The sequence below is a fragment of the Nocardia sp. NPDC005998 genome (genome assembly GCF_040614395.1).
Lineage (GTDB): Bacteria > Actinomycetota > Actinomycetes > Mycobacteriales > Mycobacteriaceae > Nocardia.
On sequence record NZ_JBEXUI010000002.1, the window covers coordinates 126419 to 145345 of the forward strand.

The window sequence follows — 18927 nt, forward strand, 5'->3', positions numbered from 1 at the left end:
CGTCCAGGCCCCAGCCTCGTCCAGGCCCCAGCCTCGTCCAGGCCCCAGCCTCGTCCAGGCCCCAGCCTCGTCCAGGCCCCAGCCTCGTCCAGGCCCCAGCCTCGTCCAGGCCTCGGCCGCGCGCTTGTCCGCCGCCTGCTCACGTGCGACGGGGCCCGCAAGGCAGCCGAGCGCACCGCGCGGCCTGATGCCGCGGATCATATTGCGGCACAGTCGACTTCGGGTGCTGCACGAGCTCCTGTGCAGCACCCGCTTGGAAATCAAGCAGTCGCCTTGATGTCGAGCGCCGACGCGGTATCCGATGACCAGCCCATGAGCACCCGCATGGTTCCGGTCAGCGATCTCGGATGCAGACCCTCATCCGAGCGCGCGGCCACATGTCCGTCCGGACGCACCAGCAGCGCACCGCCCTCGGGCAGACCGGTGCAGGCACGCCATTCGGCGGCCAAACCGTGCACGGCAATTTCGATTCCGGTCTGCCGCTGCGCATGCGCGGCGGCATCACGCCAGGCCGCGGCGCTGCCCGCAATCAGAAGCGCGTAGCCGGGCCCGCAGAGATCCAGGGTCGAGGTGGTCTGTTCGGCATCGATCCACACGTGCGGCAACCGCGTGCCAACCTGCCCTGTCAGTCGATCGACATGCGGCTCGACCCATTCGACGCCTCGAACGGCCCGGTGCGATACCGCATCCGATGAGTAGCGAAAGCGCGACATCACCGCCCCGAACTCCACCATGCGCGCGACCCGGTCCGCATTGTCCGGGGTTTCGATGCCGTAGCGAGCACGGAAGTCGGCGCCGAGGTTGGCCTGTTCGGCGCCGATGATCGCACGTGGCCAGCGTTCGACCCGATAGGAGTCCAGCAGTGCGGGCGCGGCCGTGCCGGAGCGCACCGCCGCCAGCTTCCACACCAGATTGTGTGCATCGGCAACACCGGTATTGCCGCCGTAACCACCCCACGGCGCGTGCCGGTGCGCCGCGTCGCCGGTGAGGAACACTCGGCCGCGCCGGTACTCGTCGGCCACGAAACTGCCAGTGTCCCAAGCACTTCGCGCCAACAGCTCGACCGCGATATCGGGCACGCCGATCGCGGCGCGGATCAGCTCGACACATCGCTGGTCCGAATAGTCCGCGGCGCTCTCGCGCGTCGGATCGTATTCCAGGTGGAACGACCATTCGTCGGTGTTGTTCTTGGACAGGACGAGTGCGCGCACCGTGTCGTTGCTGATCTCACACTGGCTGAAGGTGCGACCACCGAGTACGCCCGTGAGATCGGTCCGCACAAAGGCATTGATGTAGTGGTGGGTCGGCGGCACCTCCCAGCCCTCGATACCCAATGCCCGACGAATCGGGCTGGCCGCACCGTCGGCGGCGATGAGGTAGTCGGCCCGGATCACCGAAGTACTGCCCGTCGCATCGCGCAGAGTTGCCGTGACGCCAGCATCATCGGCCTCGAATTCGACCAGCTCGACCCCGAATCGCAGGTCACCGCCGCGCTCGCGGGCTTGCTCGGCGAGCACCGGCTCGAGCAGCACCTGCGGCAGAAAGCAGAACCGCGATGGGCTGGGATCGGCAGCCGCCATTGCCCGCCCCAAATGGCTGATATCCAGCGGCTCGGCCGCGATCAGACTGGTGCCCATGCTGGCACCGCCGAAGCTGCCCGCCCGCAATGCGGTCGCGGCGGCCTGCTGGACCCGATCCTCGACGCCGACCTGGCGGAACAGCTCGGCGGTTCTGGTGTGCAGACCACGCGCCCTTGGCAGCACCGACGCCTTGGCCCGGCGCTCGACCAGAACATAAGGGACATTGTGGTACTCGAGGAACAGCGCGGCCGACAGTCCGACCAGGCCGCCGCCGACAACGAGTACGGGAGTGTGCTCAGTAGTAGTCATGCACCGATCGTGTGCGCGCGGGCTTGCACTGCCCTTGCGTCGCGGTCACGGTGACCATGCACGCGAAACGGGCCGTGCACAGGTGCACGGCCCGTTTCGGCCGAATATCAGGCGCTCGCCGCGAAGACGGGAGCGTTCAGGACCGGTTCGGCAACCGGTTCGATGGCGTAGGCCAGGATGTCGGCCACATCGGCGACGGGGCGAACATCCAAGGCGGCCAACACTTCCGCGGGCACCTCGTCCAGATCCGGCTCATTGCGCGCCGGGATGAACACCGTCTTCAGACCCGCGCGCTGGGCGGCCATCAGCTTCTGCTTCACACCACCGATCGGCAGCACCCGGCCGTTCAGCGTGACCTCACCGGTCATGCCGACATCCGCACGCACCTGCCGACCCAGCGCCAGCGAAACCAGGGCGGTGACCATGGTGACGCCCGCCGAAGGACCGTCCTTCGGCACCGCACCCGCCGGGAAGTGGATGTGGATATTGCGATCCAGCACCGACGGCTCGATGCCGATCTCCTCCAGGTGCGAGCGCACGTAGGTGAGGGCGATCTGCGCCGACTCCTTCATGACATCGCCCAGCTGACCGGTCAGGGTGAGCGCGCGCTCGCCCTCGGCGGCATTGGCCTCGATGTAGAGCACATCGCCGCCCAGACCGGTGACCGCCAAACCCGTTGCCACACCGGGGACGGCGGTGCGTTCCACCGAATCCGGGGTGAAGCGCGGACGGCCCAGGTAATCCTTCAGATTGCCCAGATCGATGGTCAACGACTCCGATTCCACCGATGAGTCGTAACCCAGCCCGGCGTCGTAGCCCAGCGACACCTCGGTGTCGTCGGCGGCCGAACCGCTGCCGTCCTCGGACAGCCGAGTCGCGGCCTTGCGCAACGCCTTCGCGATCAACCGCTCCATCTGCCGCACACCGGCTTCCCGGGTGTAATTGGCCGCGACCTCGCGCAACGCCTCGTCGGTGATCGAAACCTCCTGCGCGGTCAGCGCATTGCGTTCCAGCTGCCGGGGCACCAGGAAGTCGCGGGCGATGGCCACCTTGTCGTCCTCGGTGTAGCCGTCGACGGTGATCAGCTCCATCCGGTCCAGCAGCGGGCCGGGGATGGTCTCCATGACATTCGCGGTCGCGATGAACAGCACATCGGACAGGTCCAGATCCAGATCCAGGTAGTGGTCGCGGAAGGTGTGGTTCTGCGCCGGATCCAGCACCTCGAGCAGCGCCGCAGCCGGATCGCCGCGGAAGTCCGAGCCGACCTTATCGATCTCGTCGAGCAGGACAACGGGATTCATCGAACCCGCCTCCTTCACGGCGCGCACGATCCGGCCGGGCAGTGCGCCGACATAGGTGCGCCGGTGACCGCGGATCTCCGCCTCGTCGCGCACGCCGCCGAGCGCGACGCGAACGAATTTGCGGCCCATCGCCCGTGCGACGGATTCACCCAGCGAGGTCTTGCCGACACCGGGCGGACCGACCAGCGCCAGCACCGCGCCGGAGCCGCGTCCGCCGACGACCTCGAGTCCGCGCGCGGCACGCCGGGAGCGCACGGCCAGGTACTCGACCATGCGGTCCTTGACCTCGTCCAGCCCGTGGTGATCGGCGTCGAGTACCGCGCGAGCGGCCGAAACATCGGTGCTGTCGGTGGTTTTCACCGTCCACGGCAGTTCGAGCACGGTGTCGAGCCAGGTGCGGATCCAGCCGGATTCCGGGCTCTGATCACTGGCCCGCTCCAGCCTGCCGACCTCGCGCAGCGCCTCGGCGCGCACGTTATCGGGCAGATCGGCCTGCTCGACCCGGGTGCGGTAATCGTCGGCGCCGTCGGGCTCGTCCTCGCCGAGTTCCTTGCGGATGGCGTTGAGCTGCTGGCGCAGCAGGAATTCGCGCTGACTCTTCTCCATGCCCTCGCGGACATCCTCGCTGATCTTCTCGGTGACCTCGGCCTCGGCGATATGCGCCTTGGTCCACTCGATCAGCTTGGTCAAACGCTGTGCGGTATCCGGAGTTTCGAGCAGCTCCCGCTTCTCGTCGGCGGTCAGGTACGGGGCGTAGCCCGCGGTATCGGCAATCGCCGACGGATCGGTCAGCTGATTGACCGCGTCGATGATCTGCCAGGCCTCGCGGCGCTGCAGCACCGAAACGACCAGCTTCTTGTATTCGGCGGCAAGCTCTTTGGTGCGCCCGTCGGCGGCGGGTGTCTCGACCGGTTCGGCCTCGACCCACAGCGCGGCACCCGGCCCGGTGACCCCGTGGCCGATCTTGGCGCGGCGTTCGGCCTTCAGCACCGCGGCGGGGGCGCCACCGCGCATCCGGCCGACCTGTTCGATGGTGGCGACCACGCCATAGGAGGCGTAGCCCTCGGTCAAGCGGGGTGCGAGCAGCACTGCGTCGGTATTCGCGGCGCGCGCGGCGTCGATGGCGGCCTGCGCCGATTCGTCCAGTTCGATGGGCACGACCATGCCCGGCAGCACGATCGGATCGGTCAGGAACAGCACCGGCAGGTTCTGTGGTGTAGTCACGTGTTCGACCCTTCCAAAAGTTGAGCGATGCCCAGTCAACCCCGCAGTGATCGCGTTTGTTCCGGCTCTCCCCGCCCGTTCGCTCTCGGCGAATAACCCCCACGTCAGCCGCCTTCCGACCCTGGGGCCCACCGAGTGAGGCGGGTCACCCGGGTGCGTCCAGTGGCGCGGGCGTCACACGCGTCAACCTTCCGGCGACTCATCTGATGGTTTCATCAGAAACCTGGGCAGGGCATGAACTCGGGCGTCCATGATGCGGACAACCTGTCGTGGAAGCTGACCGCGATCATCGATCATCGCCTTGGCGTGCAGGCGGCGCTCGGATTCGTAGCTGTCCAGAATCGCCTGCCGTACGCCCTCCCGCCCCAGCGGAATCCGATGCGCAGGAGGATGCGGACCGCCCACTCGAACAGGCCCGATGCCGCCACCAGCGACCGGCCAGCATTGACACCCCGTCCGAGCCGATGAGAATGTTGGCAACTAGATATCTCAGAATCGGGATATCTAGCGACCGGTAGGCAGTCGCTAAGGCTTAGGGGGATCCCACGATGACAACACTCGCCTCCGGAGTGTTCATCGATTGGGAACAGCTGACCGGCCTGTCCAAGTTCAGCGTCGATCTGATCACCTTCCCGATCTTCAGTGCGCTCGCCGGATGGCTCACCAACTGGACCGGTGTGCTGATGCTGTTCTGGCCCATCATATTCCGCGGCATCCGTATTCCGGGCCTGCAGGTGTTGTATCCGTATTTTCCGCGGCGGGTCCAGGTGCTGCCGACATTCTCCGGCGACGGCCGCCGGTTCGGATTCCAGGGCTTCATTCCGGCGCGTGCCGAGAAGATGGCCAGTATTTGTGTCGACAAGGCGCTCATGCGCATCGGCAGTCCGCGCGATTTCATTCACGAACTGGATCTGCAAGGTATTGCCGACTACCTCGCGATACTCGCAAGCAAGCAGGTGCAGCCCCTGGTCGACGAGTTGATGTATCGGGAGAATCCGGATCTGTGGCGCGGCGTGCCCAAGACCATGAAACAGATCATCTATCAACGGGTGGATCGGGAATTGCCCGCATTGACCAAGCGGGCCTTCGAATCGCTCGGCGACAATGTCGACCAGCTCATCGATATCAAATCCTTTGTCATCCGCTATCTCCGGGAAAACCCGTACATTCTGAAGGACTTGACCACCACCATCGCCGCACCGGAGTTGCGATTCATGGTGCGGATCGGCCTGCTCGGCGCGCCGTTCGGCCTGCTGCTCGCACTGTATATGCATGTGCACCACACCATTCCGGTGCTCGGCTGGGTGCCGGGCTGGGTGATCGTGCTGCTGGCCTCCGCGGCGATCGGCGTGATCGTGAATGTCATCGCCGTCAAAATGGTCTTCGAACCCGGTGATCCGCAGCCGCGCTACAAATACCTGTGGAAGCAGGCGCTGCTGGCCAAGCGGCAGCCGCAGGCCGCCACCGATCTCGCGCACATCCTCGCCTACCAGGTGCTCACGCTGCCGAACCTGTCCAAGGAACTGCTCGACGGCCCCAATGGAGACAAGACCCGGCAGCTGATCGAGCGGCTGGTCTCCGATGAGATCCATCGCCAGCTCGGCCCGACCACCTCGATCGTGCGCGTCGCCTTCGGCCGCCGCCAGTTCGACAATCTCAAGGTCGGTGCGGCCGGCGCCGCGGTCGGTCTGGCCCCGAGTCTGGTCGAGGACGAGGCGTTCACCCTCGAACAGGCTAAGAAGATCGATGAGTTCGCGGCGCGCAAGCTCCAGGACCTCACCCCGGGGGAGTTCATGGAGATGTTCTACGCCTCGGTCGAACAGGATGCCTGGCTGTTGTACCTGCACGGCGCGCTGCTCGGCCTGGTGGTCGGCGCCGCCCACCTGACGATTTTCGGCTGGTAACCGGCACCACCCGGGCAGCAGAGCGGTTCGTCGCAAATACAAGCACGCATGCTTGCATTTTTTCGGAGCCACTGCGATGCTGAACTGGGACGGCGTACGAAGTAGTGCGCCTCGCCGGGCCCGACGCAAGCGATGGGCCGGAGGAGGCAGCCTGCGCAGGGATTCGAGCACGCCGCGAACGAGACAGGAAACCAATGGCTGACCTCGACGCGCTGCTGCGCGATTTCTCCGACGAATGCACCGAACTGGAACGAATCGTCGCCGCACTGGCACCGGCGGACTGGTCGCAGCCCACGCCAGCCCCCGGTTGGAGTATCGCCCATCAGATCGGGCATCTGGCCTGGACCGATGAGGTAGCCACGATGGCCGCCGCCGATGCCGACGGCTTCGCGAAATTGCTCGAGGACGCCGCCCCGAAGGTGCTGACCTTCGTCGACGCGGCCGCCGAGGAGGCGGCAACCACCCCCGCCGCCGAACTGCTCGACCGCTGGCGCCGGGGCCGCGACGATCTGATCGACGCCCTGCGCGCGGTCCCGTCCGGCACCAAGCTGCCGTGGTTCGGACCACCGATGAGCCCGGCATCGATGGTCAGCGCCCGCATTATGGAGACCTTCGCGCACGGCCAGGACGTCGCCGACGCACTCGGGGTGACCAGAACACCGACCGCCCGGCTGCGCACGGTCGCCCATATCGGCGTGCGGACCAGGAACTTCGCCTACACGGTGCACGGCAAGAACACACCGGCCGAGGAATTCCGGGTCGAACTCACCGCACCCGACGGTGACATCTGGTCGTGGGGACCCGAGGACGCCACGCAACGCGTGACCGGTCCGGCCCTGGATTTCTGTCTGCTGGTGACGCAGCGCCGCCACCGCGATGACCTCGCACTCGAAACCGAAGGTGCGGACGCCGCCGAATGGCTCACCATCGCACAGGCTTTCGCGGGACCGACGGGAACCGGACGGGCAGCGGGCCAGTTCGACTGACCCGCCGAATCCGAAACACCCGGTCCACCGATGGAAGCGGAGCGGGCGAGCGCCACACTTGGGTGCGCCGTTCGTGTCGGCCGGACGCCGTTGGCCGGGTGTCTCGATGTGGCAGTCGAGAATGACGCTCGCCAGCTATGTCTATTTACCCCGTTGTCAGCTGGTGGAAACATGAACGACGCCGATCGGCTCGAGTTCGCCATCGTGCCGGCCACCTGGGGATTGTGATGCTGATCTCCCCCACGCGGCGGCACCTGCCGCCACCGCGGTAACCTGGACACCTGTACGGCTTTCAACGATGCGGGCCGTGCCGACGAGGGGACCAGGGGCGGAGGGAAAGGAACGCATCGTGCCAGCGGTGGGAGCGACGGGCCCGGAGGAACGCGGTGGGGGCCGGCAAGACGGTACCCCGCAAGGTATACGCGCGCACGGAGGGCGCCGCGGATCCAACCCAGCACGCAAGCCTGCCCAAATCGCACGGCACACCGCGATTGTCCTCGCGGGCACCGCCAGCCTCAGCCTCACGGTGGCCTCCGGGGCCTATATCGTCCATCAGATGGCCGAAACCCGGCACCCCACCGGCGAAATCGTGGCAGCACCGGCGCGGGCCATTCCGGCTATCGGCACCGACTCCGGACCCGAGTTCCCGGATGCACTGCTGAGCGGCGGAAGTCGCGATCTGCCCGCACTGTTCGCCCGCTTTCCCGCCGAGTCCGTGGCCGACACCGCGAAAACCACAGCGACCAATACCGATTCGCCGACCGCGGTGCCCGCCGGAATCGGCGGCAAACTGCGGGTCGGCACCGCATATGTCGGCGCACAGGTCGCCACCGGCCGCACGAATTCCGTCGCCGTCACGGTGGATACCGATGCACTGACCACACTGGCGGATCTCGTACTCGCCGAACCGGTCCGGGAGCAGTTCGGCATCCACGCCGATCCCGGCGGTATCACCCTGCTGCGCGCCGAGGTCGATACACACAATGGCGAAGTGACACTGGCCTTCTCGGATCCGACCCTCGGCGAACACGGACTCCGGCTGCAGCGCTATCCCGCGCCCGCCACGAAACACGCGCCCAGCGTTGACGACTCGACCGCACCCGCCAGCGACGCGCCGACCACGGCCGACGCGGCACCGAATCCCGCCACGATGACGGCGAACCGCACCATCGTGGTGTAGTCCGCCTACTCTGCGTCCCATGTACGACTTCTGTGTCATCGGGGGCGGGATCGTCGGAGTCGCGACGGCGCATCGGATTCTGCAACGCCATGCCGGCGCGAGCCTCGTGCTCGTCGACAAGGCCAGCGCCCTGGCCACGCACCAGACCGGGCACAACAGCGGTGTCATCCATTCCGGCATCTACTACCCGCCGGACAGTCTCAAGGCACGGCTGTGCAGGCAGGGTGCCGCCTGGACCAAGGATTTCGCTGCGGCGCACGGCATACCGTTCGAGGTCTGCGGAAAGCTGCTGGTAGCCACCGATGCCGCCGAGCACGGGCGAATGCTCGCGCTGCACGAACGCTCGGTCGCCAATGACGTCGATGTCGAACTGATCGACGCCGCCGAACTCACCCGCAGGGAACCGCATGTGACCGGCGTCGGCGCCCTGTTCGTGCCCGCCACCGGCATTATCGATTTCACCCGCGTCACCACGGCACTCGCCGATGAGGTCCGGGCCACCGGCGGCGAGATCGTGCTCGGCGCGGAGATCACCGAACTCACCGAGACCACCGACGCGGTCACCGCAGCCGGCCCCGCGGGCTCCTGGACCGCGCGCACCCTGGTGGTCTGCGCGGGTCTGCAGGCCGACCGGATGGCCGCGCTGGCGGGCCTGCAAACCGATTTTCGCATCGTGCCGTTCCGCGGCGAGTACTACCAGCTACCGTCCAGCCGAACCGGATTGGTGCGCACGCTGATCTATCCGATCCCCGATCCCGCACTGCCGTTCCTCGGCGTACACCTGAGTCCGACGATCGACGGCGCGCTGACCGTCGGCCCCAATGCGGTGCTCGGCCTGGCCAGGGAGGGCTATCGCAAGGGCAGTTTCGACGCCCGCGACGCCCGTGCGGTACTCGGTTTTCCCGGCTTCCACCGGGTCGCTCGCGCGCATATGCGGACCGGGCTGCGGGAGTTGCGCAACTCGCTGTTCAAGCACGGCTACCTGGCCGAATGCCGACGGTACTGCCCCGAGTTGACGGTCGCGGACCTGCGGCCGCGGGAGGCGGGGATCCGCGCGCAGGCGGTACTGCGCGATGGCACCCTGGTGCACGACTTCATGATCGAGCGCACGCCGCGCTCGGTCCATGTGCTCAATGCCCCGTCACCGGCGGCCACCTCCGCGATGCCGATCGCCGAATACATCGTCGACCAACTCTGACCCGATTCGGTAGCTGAGTCGCCCATCCCAGCAAACCAAGCGTCCAACCGGTTGCCGATGTGGAAAGCGGCCCAACCAAATTGCGGGCAACCACTCCAATAAAGAGGAGAGCTGTAGTACTTTTAGCGGCAGCCAACAGGGAGGGCCTATGGGCCACATCAAGTACGCGAGCGACGTCGGAGCCCCGGTCGAGGTGGCCTTCACCTATACGGACAACCATCAGTTCGTGCCGGATTGGATGTTCGGTGTCGCCGCGTTCGAGCCGAAAGGCGAGCTCGACCAGGGGCTCGGCGCAGTCTTCAGTACCCGTGCCAGGTTCGGGCCGTGGCGGCCGACCATGACATGCGAGATCACCGAATACCGGCGCAATGTGGTGATCGGCTACACGCTACGCGGACGGTTGTCGGGAACTTTGCGGCTGCGCTTCGACCCACTCGGCTATGGACGCTCGGTGCTGACTTCGGAGGCGGAGTACGCTCCACCGAGTGGACTCTTCGGCCGCCTGTGCCTGCGCCTGGTGGATTCCGCCGTGCGCTCGGCGCTGCGCCGCACCGAGTCTCAGTTGCGAAGGGAGATAGAGGAATTCCACGGTACCGATCTTGTCGGTCGGATTGCGTAGGGTGCCAGCCATGATCATCGTGAGCACCGACGGATCCTGCCTCCGCAATCCCGGCGGCGCCATCGGCTGGGCTTGGGTCAATCATCAGGGCGGCTCGCGCAGCGGGGGAGCCGCCACCGGAACCAATCAGGTCGCGGAGTTGCGCGCGCTGTTGGAGGCGATAGTCGCCCATCCCAGCGAGGAGCCGCTGCTCATCGAGAGTGATTCGCTATACGCGATCAAGTGCGCGTCGGAATGGATCGCCAGCTGGCGCATCAATGGCTGGCGCACCGCCACCGGCGGCGCAGTGAAGAACGTCGAACTCATCAAGCAGATCGACCGGGCCATCGCCTCCCGGCCGGGACCGGTCCGGTTCCGTTGGGTGCGTGGACATGTCGGCAATTACTTCAACGAGATGGCCGACACCCTCGCGGGCGAGGCGGCCAGACAGGCCGCGGCCTCCGCGGCCGCCGGTGAGGTGCCGACCGCGGAACTCCCCGAGCTGCCGCCGGTAGTCGAGCACAAGACCGAAAAGACCACCGCTCTCGGCAATTCGGCCGGGGCAGCCAAGACCTCCCGGCCGCGGTCCGCGGGGAAGCCGGTCGCGCCAGCACCTCAGGCATTGACCCTGTTCTGAGACCGCCGGCGCGACCGGGCGCAAGACCGCCGGAAAAGACCTCCGGGCGGGTGGTGCCATTCCCACCCGCCCGGAGGCGTTTCATCAGGGCTATCGGTAGGAGTCCTTCGCGAACTCAGCGTGGCAAACTCCGAACCAGGGCCGCTATTGGTCCGCTCAACTCCGGGCCCAACTCGGCAGTAACTCAGTTGCCCATTTGCTTGAGGATCGGCAGGTCGAACTTGTCGACGAGCCACTTGTCGCCGACCTTCTGCAGACCGGCGACCACCACGAGTTCGACCTTGCTCGGCGGCTTGTTCGCGGCGGCGATATTCACATTGGTGGTGGTCTGACCGATCACCACCAGCACCTTCGCGCTTTCGGTATCGCCGGACTGGAAGCCGCACTGCATGTCGTAGGTGGACGAGGAGGCCTTGGCGTCGACGACCACACCCTTGAGATCCTGACCGAGCTTGGCGAACTGGTCCTTCCACTCACCGGCCGACGCGGCGTCCACCTTCTTCAGGTAGTCGTCGATGGTCTGCGGATCGTAGGTGGAGATCAGCTTGCCGTACTCGCACGCGGCCGTGGTGGCCGCCGCGTGCGCGTCCAACTGGTCGCCGCGATTGCTCGCCTGCCGGTAGAAGACGATAACGGCGGTCACCGCCGCGACCAGCAGCACGCCGGCGACGAATGCGGCGACGATGGGCACCATCGTGCCCCGTTCCTTGCCGCCATTCTGTGCACCCGGCTGCGCCGCGCCCTTGGCCAGCGGCGTGTCCGTCTGCTTCGGCGCGGACTTCGGGGCAGCCGCATCGCCGGACTTCCCGATCTCGACGGTCTTGTCCTCGGCGGGCGCGTCGGCCTTGGCGTCCTCTTTCGGGGCGTCCGAGTTCTGGTTCTCGGCGCCGACATCATCAGTGGACATCGATACAATCCTGCACTTTCCCGGCGCACCCGAGCGCACCGATATTGCGTTGTCGGCCCGCGTCGAACGAACCGTTCGCACTCTGCGGGGCAGTATTCCCGGCCTCGGATTTCACTGCCGGGCCGGGGTAACGCACCGTCGAATACGTACCGCTCGTTGTGTCAACTGACTCACCGCAGCGGCGGCGGGGTCATGTCATTCGGATTCGCGCCCGGCGGCATCTGCGCACCGTTATCCGGCACATTCGGCCGCGGCGCATTCGCCGAACCGCGAACCTGCAGTCCGGGCGGCGGATTCTCGCAGTAGTTCCACTTGGGCAGCGAGCCGTCCTGGACCACCTCATTGCGAATCGGCGTGTTCTTGTACTGGCAGATCGGCCGAATCCAGATATCCGCGACAGCGTAGAACTCGTTGTCGTGCGCGGGCACACCGGCGGCGGACAACCCGATGTTGAGGGAGGGGAACAGCGCCTGCAGCGCCGGAATCCGCAGCTGCGCGGCCTTGGTCATCGCCGCGAAGTTGGCCGCGAGACTGGTGATCGGGTCGCTCGTCTTGTCCAGCACCGCACCGAGACTGGTCAGCTGTCCCGGTGCCTTCTCCAGCACCGCCTGCAATTCGGCGTTGGCATTGTTGAACTGGTCGAAGAGCTGGCCCGAATTGCGGGTCAGCGTCGCGAGATCGGGCTGCGCGTTCGAGGTGGTGTTCGCAATGGTGCGCAGGTTGGAGATCAGATTCTTGGTCTGCGGCAGCAGATTGTCGAAACCGGCCATGGCCACGCTGATGCCGTTCACCATGCCGCGCAACTGATCCGGGCCACCGCTGAGCGCGATGTCCAGATTGGTCAGAATGACACTGAACTTATCCGGATCGATCTGGGAGATCAGCGCACTGGAGTTGTCGAGCACCGCCCAGATCGGGGTCGGGGTCTTGATCTTGGCCGCATCGAATTTGATGACCGAACCGTCGCGCAGATACGGTGCCTGCTCGACATTCGGCCGGAAGTCGATGTACTGCTCACCGGCGCCGGACAGCGCGCCCACCGAGATATTGGTGTCGGAGGGAATCTTGTACTTCGAATCGATTTCGGTCTTCGCGGCGATCGACTGTCCGCGGTCGACCAACTCGATCGAGGTCACCTTGCCGATGCGATAGCCACGCAAGGTCACATCGTTGCCCGGCTGCAGTCCACCGGAGCGGTCCAGGTTGACTGTCACGGCATAGGTCGACTTCAGCGGATTCACCCGCATGACGCTCACCAGCAGATAGCTGGCCCCGACGATGAACACCAGCACCAGGCCGATGGTGGACAACAGCATCTTGCGCTGCATCAATTTGCCGAGCCAACTCATCGGTGACCCCCCTGCAGTCGTCCTTGAATCGCCTGCAGGACGGTGATCAGACTGCCCGCGAAGTCGCTGAGATCGCGGCCATCGAAGAACTTGCCCTGCCCCGGATCCGACAACAAGCTGAGGTTGTGGAGATTGGTGATGGTGGCATAGACCGCGAGGCTGTTACCGCGGAAGGACGCGTCGACCCCGCCGCGGATATCGTGCAGAGCATCCAAGGCAGGACCGAAGTTCTGCTCGGTCTGCGACAGCGCGTTCATCAGCCTGTGCACATTGTCGAGTAGATCGCCCAGCTTATCGCTGGAGGTGTTGGCGTAGTCACCGAGCGCCGCGCTGGTCACCGAAATCTTCTGCAGCAGATCGCCGATGGCGCGGTTGTTCTCCGCGATGGCGCCGATCATCTGCGGCAGCGTATCGGCGACCTGACCCAATTCCGCATGTCTGCCCTCGATGGTGTTGGCCAGCGAGCTGAACTGGGCGAGCACGCTGTCCACGCGCGCGCTGTTGTCGTTCAAACTGCCTACCACGCCGGTCATTTCGGTGATCAGATGCGCCATCTGATCACCGCGACCGCCGACGATGGAATCCAACTCCGAGGTCAGCTTGGTCAGCGCGGCCACGCCGCCGCCGTTGAACAGCAGCGAAACCGAGATCAACAGCTCCTCGACGGTGGCGCCCGCCGAGGTCTTGTCCAGGCCGAGGACGTCGCCGTCGTGCAGCATCGGCGTACCCGGCTCCGCCTTGGCCTTGGACACCGCGACAAACACATCGCCGAGCGGGGTGGCCTGGCGCAGTTCCGCCGTACTGCCGACCGGCAATTCGATGTCCTTGCTGATCTTCAGATCGACAATGGCCTCGAAGTTCTTGGTCTTGATATTGGAGACCACACCGACATCGGAGCCACCGATCTTCACCTTCGCCTGATCCGGCAGGTTCAGCGCGTTCTCGAATTTCGCTTGTATGGTGTAGGTTTCACCGGCCATGCCCGGTTTGGGCAGCGGCAGATTCTCCACCGTGAGACCACATCCGGAGGTGACGGCCACCCCGGATGCCGCGGCCAGTGCGATCAGTGCGCGGCGGGCTTTGCATGTGAACCGTGCGTTCATTTGGTCATCCCCAGCAGTGCCGCCGTAATCCCCAGGTCAGGGCCAAGGTCCTCGATCTTGCCGGTTCGGCAGCCATCGGAGCGCATCTGAATCCGTTCACAGAACACGCTCAGCAGTTCGCCGTTGAGGAAGGTCGGCAGGTTGCCGTGCAGCCGGACGTAGCCCAACTCCCGGTTCATCGACCGGTCCAGGTTCTGCATCAGCAGCGGCGTCAAGTCGGCGACCTCGGTGATACCGCGGGCGTTGGCGCGCAACTGATCTGTCACCGCGGTCAGACCGGCCAGTGAACTCCCCAGCTGATCCTGGTACTGCACGAATACCGAACTCGTATTGGACAGGAAGTCGTTGAGCTGTTGCAGCGTGGCCTGTAGCCCGGGGGCCTGATCGGCCAGCAGCCCGGTCATCTGCGTCACCCGATTGCTGAAATCGCGTACGGATTGGTCGTTTTCGGCAAGCATCGTGGTCAGCTCGTTCAGCTTGACGATGATATTGGCGACCGCGTCCTTATTGTCGACACCGACCTTCAACGCACCGGAGAGCGCATTGAGGGTGTCGCGCATCTTCTCGCCATTGCCGTTCAACATCGGGTAGAGCACCCGGCCGGAGAGCGGGCCGATACCCTCGGTGCCCGGTTTCGGCTCGAGCGCCGCGGCGAACTGATCGATGGTCTTTAGCATGGTGTCCAGCTCGACCGGCGTCTTGGTCTTCGCCTTCGGCAGATGCGCGCCGGCGGACATGGTCTCGCCCTGGGTGTAGACCGGGGTGAGTTCGACGTGCCGGTCGGTCACGATGGACGGCGAAACGATCGCGGCCATCGCGTCTTTCGGGATCTTGACGTCCTTATCGATCGTCATGTGCACCTCGACCAGGGTGCCCTTGGGAATGATCTTGTCGACCTTGCCGACCTGCAATCCGAGCACAGTGACCGGGTTGCCCTCGAATACGCCCGCGATGTTCTCGAAGTCCGCGGTGATCGTCATCGTGTTGCCCAGTGCGCTGTTCACCGAACTCGGCACCAGCGAGCAACTGCCGACTGCCAAGGCCGCGGCACTGATCATCAGCGGTTTGGCCAACTGCCGAAGTTTGGGCCGCCGCAGGTTGATTCGCGTCAGTTTCATCCCTGGCACCCCTCGATCATGTGGGCGAAGCACAACCAGTTGTCGGGGAAGACCCACGGCGTGCCGACCTCACCGTATGGACCGTTGCCCAATGCATTGTTGAAGTAGCGCACCGATACCGGCATGATCTGCAGCAGCCGGTCGAGGTTGTCCTTATTCTTCTGCAGACCCTCGGCCATGGTGTTCAACTGCGCGATGGTCGGGCCGAGCTGGTTGTTATTGGCCGCGCCGATCGCCTGCAACTGACGGCTCAGCGTCGCTACATTGTCGAGCAGCTGCCGCAGCAGGTTCTGGCGTTCCATCACCCGGTTGGCGATGGCCTCGCCCTGGGTGATCACCAACAGCACGCTGTTGCGGTTGTCGCCGAGAATCCTGGTAACCCGGTCGAGATCCTTGAGCAGGCTGTCGACCTCCGCCTTGCGCGAATCCAGCACCTTCGCCAGCGCGCCGACGCTGTCCAGCGCCTGTGCCGTCAGCGCGGGTGAATCGCCCATCTGCTTGTTGATCAGGTCGAGCGAGGTGGCCAACTGCTTGGTGTCGAGCGCCTCGAACTTCGGGGTGCCGTACTCGACCACATCGGCCAGGTTGTACGGAACCGAGGTGTTGGCCAACGGAATTCGGCTGTCCTTCAGTCCCGATCCGTCACCCGGGTCGAGATCGACGTAGCGCGCGCCGAGCAGCGTCGCCATCTTGATCGAGGCCTTGGCATCGGGCCCGAGCTCGACGTCGCTGTTCACGCTGAGGGTGAGCAGGATATGCCCGTTCTCGAGCTTCGCACCGGCCACATGGCCGCTCGGGACACCGGCCACATTGACCTTGTCACCGATCTTGACCCCGGCGGTCTGCACGAACTCGGCCTTGACCGTCTGCTCACCGACGCCGATCAGCTTGTACACGCTCGAGCCGATCAGCAGGGCGATGATGACGACGGCGCCGATGACACCCAACCAGAAGTACCGGTTGCTGTTGAACCTGTCCTTGACCTTGGTCATCATGGGCGGCACACCGCCGACTGTCCGTTGCCGCCGATCTGGGTGAGCAGGCCGCGGGGGAGCAGGATGCCGTACAGCGAGACATCCAGTTTGCAGAAGTACGCGTTGGCGTAGGCGCCGTCCTGGGTGAACCTGCCGAGGTCGGCCAGCACCGAGGGCAGATCGATCGCGGCCTGATCCAGCTTCGCGCCGTTGGCGATCAACAGCGTCAGTGCCGCGCTCGTCGAATCCTGTGCGGTCGCCAGCTTCGGCTGGATCTTGGCCAACATGTCGACCAGGCCACTGGTCGCATCCGCGATCTGCACCGTGGACGATTGCAGCGACTGGCCCTGGTCGTACAGGCCGCCGATCAGTGCCCGGGTCTGGGTAACCAGGGTCTCCAATTCATCACCTCGCTTGGCCAACCCGGACATGACGCCGCTGAGGTTGGTGATCACATCGCTGAGAATCGCGTCCCTGCGCTGGAAATCCGTGGCCAGGGTCGCGGCCTGGGTGATGAACGCGCTCAACGAAACACCGTCACCCTGCAATGCCTGGATGAAGGTTTCCGAGAGCCGGTTCACCTGTTCGGGCTGCAGCACCTGGAACAGCGGCTGGAATCCGTTGAGCAGTCCGGACACGTCGAACGACGGTTCGGTGCGCTCCAGCGGAATGGTGGCCTTGTTCTTCAAGGCCGCCGGGCTCGCCGCCTTGCCGGGAGACAGCGCGATATAGCGCTGGCCGATCAGGTTCTGGTAGCGCACCAGTGCCTTGGTGTCGTCGTACACCGTCTGGTTGCGCTGCACGATGAATGTCACATCGGCGACGGACTTCTTGGTCTTGGAATCGCGGGTGAGCTCGATCTTCTCGACCTTGCCGACCCGCACGCCAGCCATCCGGACGTCATCGCCCTCGCGCAGGCCGAGCACATCGCTGAAGGTCGCGGTGTAGGTGTTGGTATCACCCTCCACGACCCGCGCCAGCGTATTCCAGACGACGACGGTGACCAGGATCGAGACGATCGCGAAGAGGCCGAAGCCGATCAGTGGTTTACGAATGCTCATTTGGCAGTACCGCTTTCGCCGACCTGCAGGGTGCCGCCGCGCATTGCCGAGCTCAGCAGCAGATATTCGGCCGCTGTCGGCCGACGACCGAGCAGCGCCACGATCGCGGCATCGCCTTGGTAGGAAATCGGACCGGCGGTCACCGGCGCACTTGCCGGTTGCGCGGGCGGGGCCGGAGCCGCGGGCTGACCGGCGGAGGGCTGCGCCCCCGGTGCTGGCTGCACCAGATTCGGGAACAGACCCTCCAGCGGGGTACCGGCGAACGGGCTGACCGGCATCGGCTCGGCCGTCGGCGCGAGCGGATCACCCGGCGAGGTCAGACCCGGGATCTCCGGGAAGCCAGCGGGCAGTGGCAGTTTCGCCAGGCCCTGCGCCGTTTCCAGCGAACGCGGCATCATCGACTGTGGCAGATATCCGGGATCGGAGACCGCGGGTGCAGTGGCGCAGCTCGGACCGGGCAAGTCGCCGTAGCGCGGGCAGTCCGCCTGTTCGTATGGGCGGTACGGGGTGAGCGTGACGCCCGCGTTCCAGACCATCTGCCGCTGCGGCCCCCAGTGGAAGGTGGTACTCAGCTTGCGCAGCGAGTTGTTCAGCGAGGCGATGGTTTCCGGGATCGAGTTCGCATCCGAGGCGAGCGCGCCGAACATATCGCTGGTGCCCGCCGTGACCTGCTTGCCGATATCACCGTTGCGGGCGAACAGGCCGTTGACCGTATCCACCGTGCCCGCCGTGCCACTGATCAAGGCGACCAGGGCGGCGCGGTGATCCGCGATGGTCTGCGCGGTCTTCACCGAACTGCCCAGCACATCGAGCAGTTCGGGCGCGGACTGGTTGAGCGCGCGGAACGAGGCCGAGAAATCATCGAGCAGCACACCGAGATTCGGAATGGATTCGTCCACCGAGGTCAGCCACCTGTCCAACCGCTCGATGGTGGAGCCCGGCATCCGGCCGCTGCCGTCCAATGCCTGCGAGAGCGTGCCGAGCACCCGGCCGAACTGCACCGGGTCGAGCTTGGCGAGGATGCTCCGGACGGTGGTGAGGGTGTCCTGCAGCGCGATGGTGCCCTGGCTCTGGTCCTCCGGGATAACCGATCCTTCGTGCAGGTACTGGTCCGCGGGACCGTTGAAGACCAGTTCCACCGAGGTGACGGCGAACAGGTTGCTCGGCACCACCCGCGCGGTCACATTCGATGGAATGTCACCCGCGAACTCCGGCTTCAGGTCGATCTGCACCTTCTGCAGCTCGCCCTTGTTGGCGACCTCGACCTCCTTGACCGCGCCGACCAGCACGCCGCGGAACTTCACATCCGCCTCGCTGGGCAGCCCGTCGCCGGTGGTTCGCAGATCGGCGACCACATGCACCTTGGGCACGAAATAGCCGCGGTACCTGGCCATCAGGAAGCCGAGGAGCAGCGCGAAGACAACGAGTCCGCAGACGCCCGCGATCAGCAACTGTCGCATGGTGGGCCCGCGCCCACTGGGATCGATGATCATCTCGT

The 18927-nt window shown here is 65.5% G+C and carries 15 protein-coding genes; 6 read left to right on the forward strand and 9 right to left on the reverse strand.

All coding sequences use genetic code 11. The annotated features are described in order from the left end of the window. Positions 1-260: 260 nt before the first annotated feature. Positions 261-1889, reverse strand: coding sequence for an FAD-dependent monooxygenase (locus ABZ293_RS04220; protein WP_355177259.1), 1629 nt, complete (start codon positions 1887-1889; stop codon positions 261-263). 107 nt (positions 1890-1996) lie between these two features. Then, complete coding sequence (gene lon, locus ABZ293_RS04225) at positions 1997-4414, reverse strand: endopeptidase La (protein ID WP_355177260.1); 2418 nt, start codon at positions 4412-4414, stop codon at positions 1997-1999. 548 nt (positions 4415-4962) lie between these two features. Between lon and ABZ293_RS04230 the strand changes: the two genes are divergently transcribed. The 6 genes from ABZ293_RS04230 to ABZ293_RS04255 all read left to right on the forward strand — a co-directional run bounded on the left by ABZ293_RS04230 (position 4963) and on the right by ABZ293_RS04255 (position 10917). Then, entirely contained in the window at positions 4963-6318 is a 1356-nt protein-coding gene (locus ABZ293_RS04230) for a hypothetical protein (protein WP_355177261.1), read from the forward strand. A 194-nt stretch (positions 6319-6512) separates the two neighbouring features. Beyond that, on the forward strand, positions 6513-7304 hold the full coding sequence (locus tag ABZ293_RS04235) for a TIGR03084 family metal-binding protein (protein ID WP_355177262.1): 792 nt from the start codon (positions 6513-6515) through the stop codon (positions 7302-7304). A gap of 556 nt (positions 7305-7860) precedes the next feature. Further along, positions 7861-8484, forward strand: coding sequence for a hypothetical protein (locus tag ABZ293_RS04240; protein ID WP_355177263.1), 624 nt, complete (start codon positions 7861-7863; stop codon positions 8482-8484). 19 nt (positions 8485-8503) lie between these two features. After that, positions 8504-9682, forward strand: coding sequence for an L-2-hydroxyglutarate oxidase (gene lhgO, locus ABZ293_RS04245; RefSeq protein WP_355177264.1), 1179 nt, complete (start codon positions 8504-8506; stop codon positions 9680-9682). 148 nt (positions 9683-9830) lie between these two features. Continuing rightward, the gene (locus ABZ293_RS04250) at positions 9831-10301 is read left to right on the forward strand and encodes an SRPBCC family protein (protein ID WP_355177265.1); all 471 of its coding nucleotides are present in this window, start codon (positions 9831-9833) and stop codon (positions 10299-10301) included. A 10-nt stretch (positions 10302-10311) separates the two neighbouring features. Next, complete coding sequence (locus ABZ293_RS04255; protein ID WP_354954143.1) at positions 10312-10917, forward strand: ribonuclease H; 606 nt, start codon at positions 10312-10314, stop codon at positions 10915-10917. Between the two features lie 184 nt (positions 10918-11101). Here ABZ293_RS04255 and ABZ293_RS04260 read toward each other — a convergent pair whose 3' ends face one another. The 7 genes from ABZ293_RS04260 to ABZ293_RS04290 form a co-directional block, all read right to left on the reverse strand. Continuing rightward, positions 11102-11824: a hypothetical protein gene (locus ABZ293_RS04260; RefSeq protein WP_355177266.1), complete on the reverse strand. Its 723-nt coding sequence runs from the start codon at positions 11822-11824 to the stop codon at positions 11102-11104. A gap of 170 nt (positions 11825-11994) precedes the next feature. Beyond that, the gene (locus tag ABZ293_RS04265; protein ID WP_355177267.1) at positions 11995-13173 is read right to left on the reverse strand and encodes an MlaD family protein; all 1179 of its coding nucleotides are present in this window, start codon (positions 13171-13173) and stop codon (positions 11995-11997) included. After that, positions 13170-14276 (reverse strand): MCE family protein, encoded by a 1107-nt coding sequence (locus tag ABZ293_RS04270; protein ID WP_355177268.1) that lies wholly within the window; start codon positions 14274-14276, stop codon positions 13170-13172. Before ABZ293_RS04270 ends, ABZ293_RS04265 begins: the two co-directional genes overlap by 4 nt. Beyond that, complete coding sequence (locus ABZ293_RS04275; protein ID WP_355177269.1) at positions 14273-15394, reverse strand: MlaD family protein; 1122 nt, start codon at positions 15392-15394, stop codon at positions 14273-14275. The genes ABZ293_RS04270 and ABZ293_RS04275 overlap by 4 nt, the downstream gene beginning before the upstream one ends. Next, a complete protein-coding gene (locus ABZ293_RS04280) occupies positions 15391-16389 on the reverse strand; it encodes an MCE family protein (protein WP_355177831.1) in 999 nt (332 codons plus the stop codon). The genes ABZ293_RS04275 and ABZ293_RS04280 overlap by 4 nt, the downstream gene beginning before the upstream one ends. Further along, complete coding sequence (locus ABZ293_RS04285; RefSeq protein WP_355177270.1) at positions 16386-17429, reverse strand: MCE family protein; 1044 nt, start codon at positions 17427-17429, stop codon at positions 16386-16388. Before ABZ293_RS04285 ends, ABZ293_RS04280 begins: the two co-directional genes overlap by 4 nt. Next, positions 17426-18922, reverse strand: coding sequence for an MCE family protein (locus ABZ293_RS04290; protein WP_355177271.1), 1497 nt, complete (start codon positions 18920-18922; stop codon positions 17426-17428). Before ABZ293_RS04290 ends, ABZ293_RS04285 begins: the two co-directional genes overlap by 4 nt. Positions 18923-18927: the final 5 nt, after the last annotated feature.

What these genes read in the sequence shown, in the direction of transcription:
- ABZ293_RS04220 (WP_355177259.1), bottom strand. Translation starts at nt 1,889, where the DNA reads ATGACTACTACTGAGCACACTCCCGTACTCGTTGTCGGCGGCGGCCTG.
- ABZ293_RS04230 (WP_355177261.1), top strand. Translation starts at nt 4,963, where the DNA reads ATGACAACACTCGCCTCCGGAGTGTTCATCGATTGGGAACAGCTGACC.
- ABZ293_RS04235 (WP_355177262.1), top strand. Translation starts at nt 6,513, where the DNA reads ATGGCTGACCTCGACGCGCTGCTGCGCGATTTCTCCGACGAATGCACC.
- ABZ293_RS04240 (WP_355177263.1), top strand. Translation starts at nt 7,861, where the DNA reads ATGGCCGAAACCCGGCACCCCACCGGCGAAATCGTGGCAGCACCGGCG.
- lhgO (WP_355177264.1), top strand. Translation starts at nt 8,504, where the DNA reads ATGTACGACTTCTGTGTCATCGGGGGCGGGATCGTCGGAGTCGCGACG.
- ABZ293_RS04250 (WP_355177265.1), top strand. Translation starts at nt 9,831, where the DNA reads ATGGGCCACATCAAGTACGCGAGCGACGTCGGAGCCCCGGTCGAGGTG.
- ABZ293_RS04255 (WP_354954143.1), top strand. Translation starts at nt 10,312, where the DNA reads ATGATCATCGTGAGCACCGACGGATCCTGCCTCCGCAATCCCGGCGGC.
- ABZ293_RS04260 (WP_355177266.1), bottom strand. Translation starts at nt 11,824, where the DNA reads ATGTCCACTGATGATGTCGGCGCCGAGAACCAGAACTCGGACGCCCCG.
- ABZ293_RS04265 (WP_355177267.1), bottom strand. Translation starts at nt 13,173, where the DNA reads ATGAGTTGGCTCGGCAAATTGATGCAGCGCAAGATGCTGTTGTCCACC.
- ABZ293_RS04270 (WP_355177268.1), bottom strand. Translation starts at nt 14,276, where the DNA reads ATGAACGCACGGTTCACATGCAAAGCCCGCCGCGCACTGATCGCACTG.
- ABZ293_RS04275 (WP_355177269.1), bottom strand. Translation starts at nt 15,394, where the DNA reads ATGAAACTGACGCGAATCAACCTGCGGCGGCCCAAACTTCGGCAGTTG.
- ABZ293_RS04280 (WP_355177831.1), bottom strand. Translation starts at nt 16,389, where the DNA reads ATGATGACCAAGGTCAAGGACAGGTTCAACAGCAACCGGTACTTCTGG.
- ABZ293_RS04285 (WP_355177270.1), bottom strand. Translation starts at nt 17,429, where the DNA reads ATGAGCATTCGTAAACCACTGATCGGCTTCGGCCTCTTCGCGATCGTC.
- ABZ293_RS04290 (WP_355177271.1), bottom strand. Translation starts at nt 18,922, where the DNA reads ATGATCATCGATCCCAGTGGGCGCGGGCCCACCATGCGACAGTTGCTG.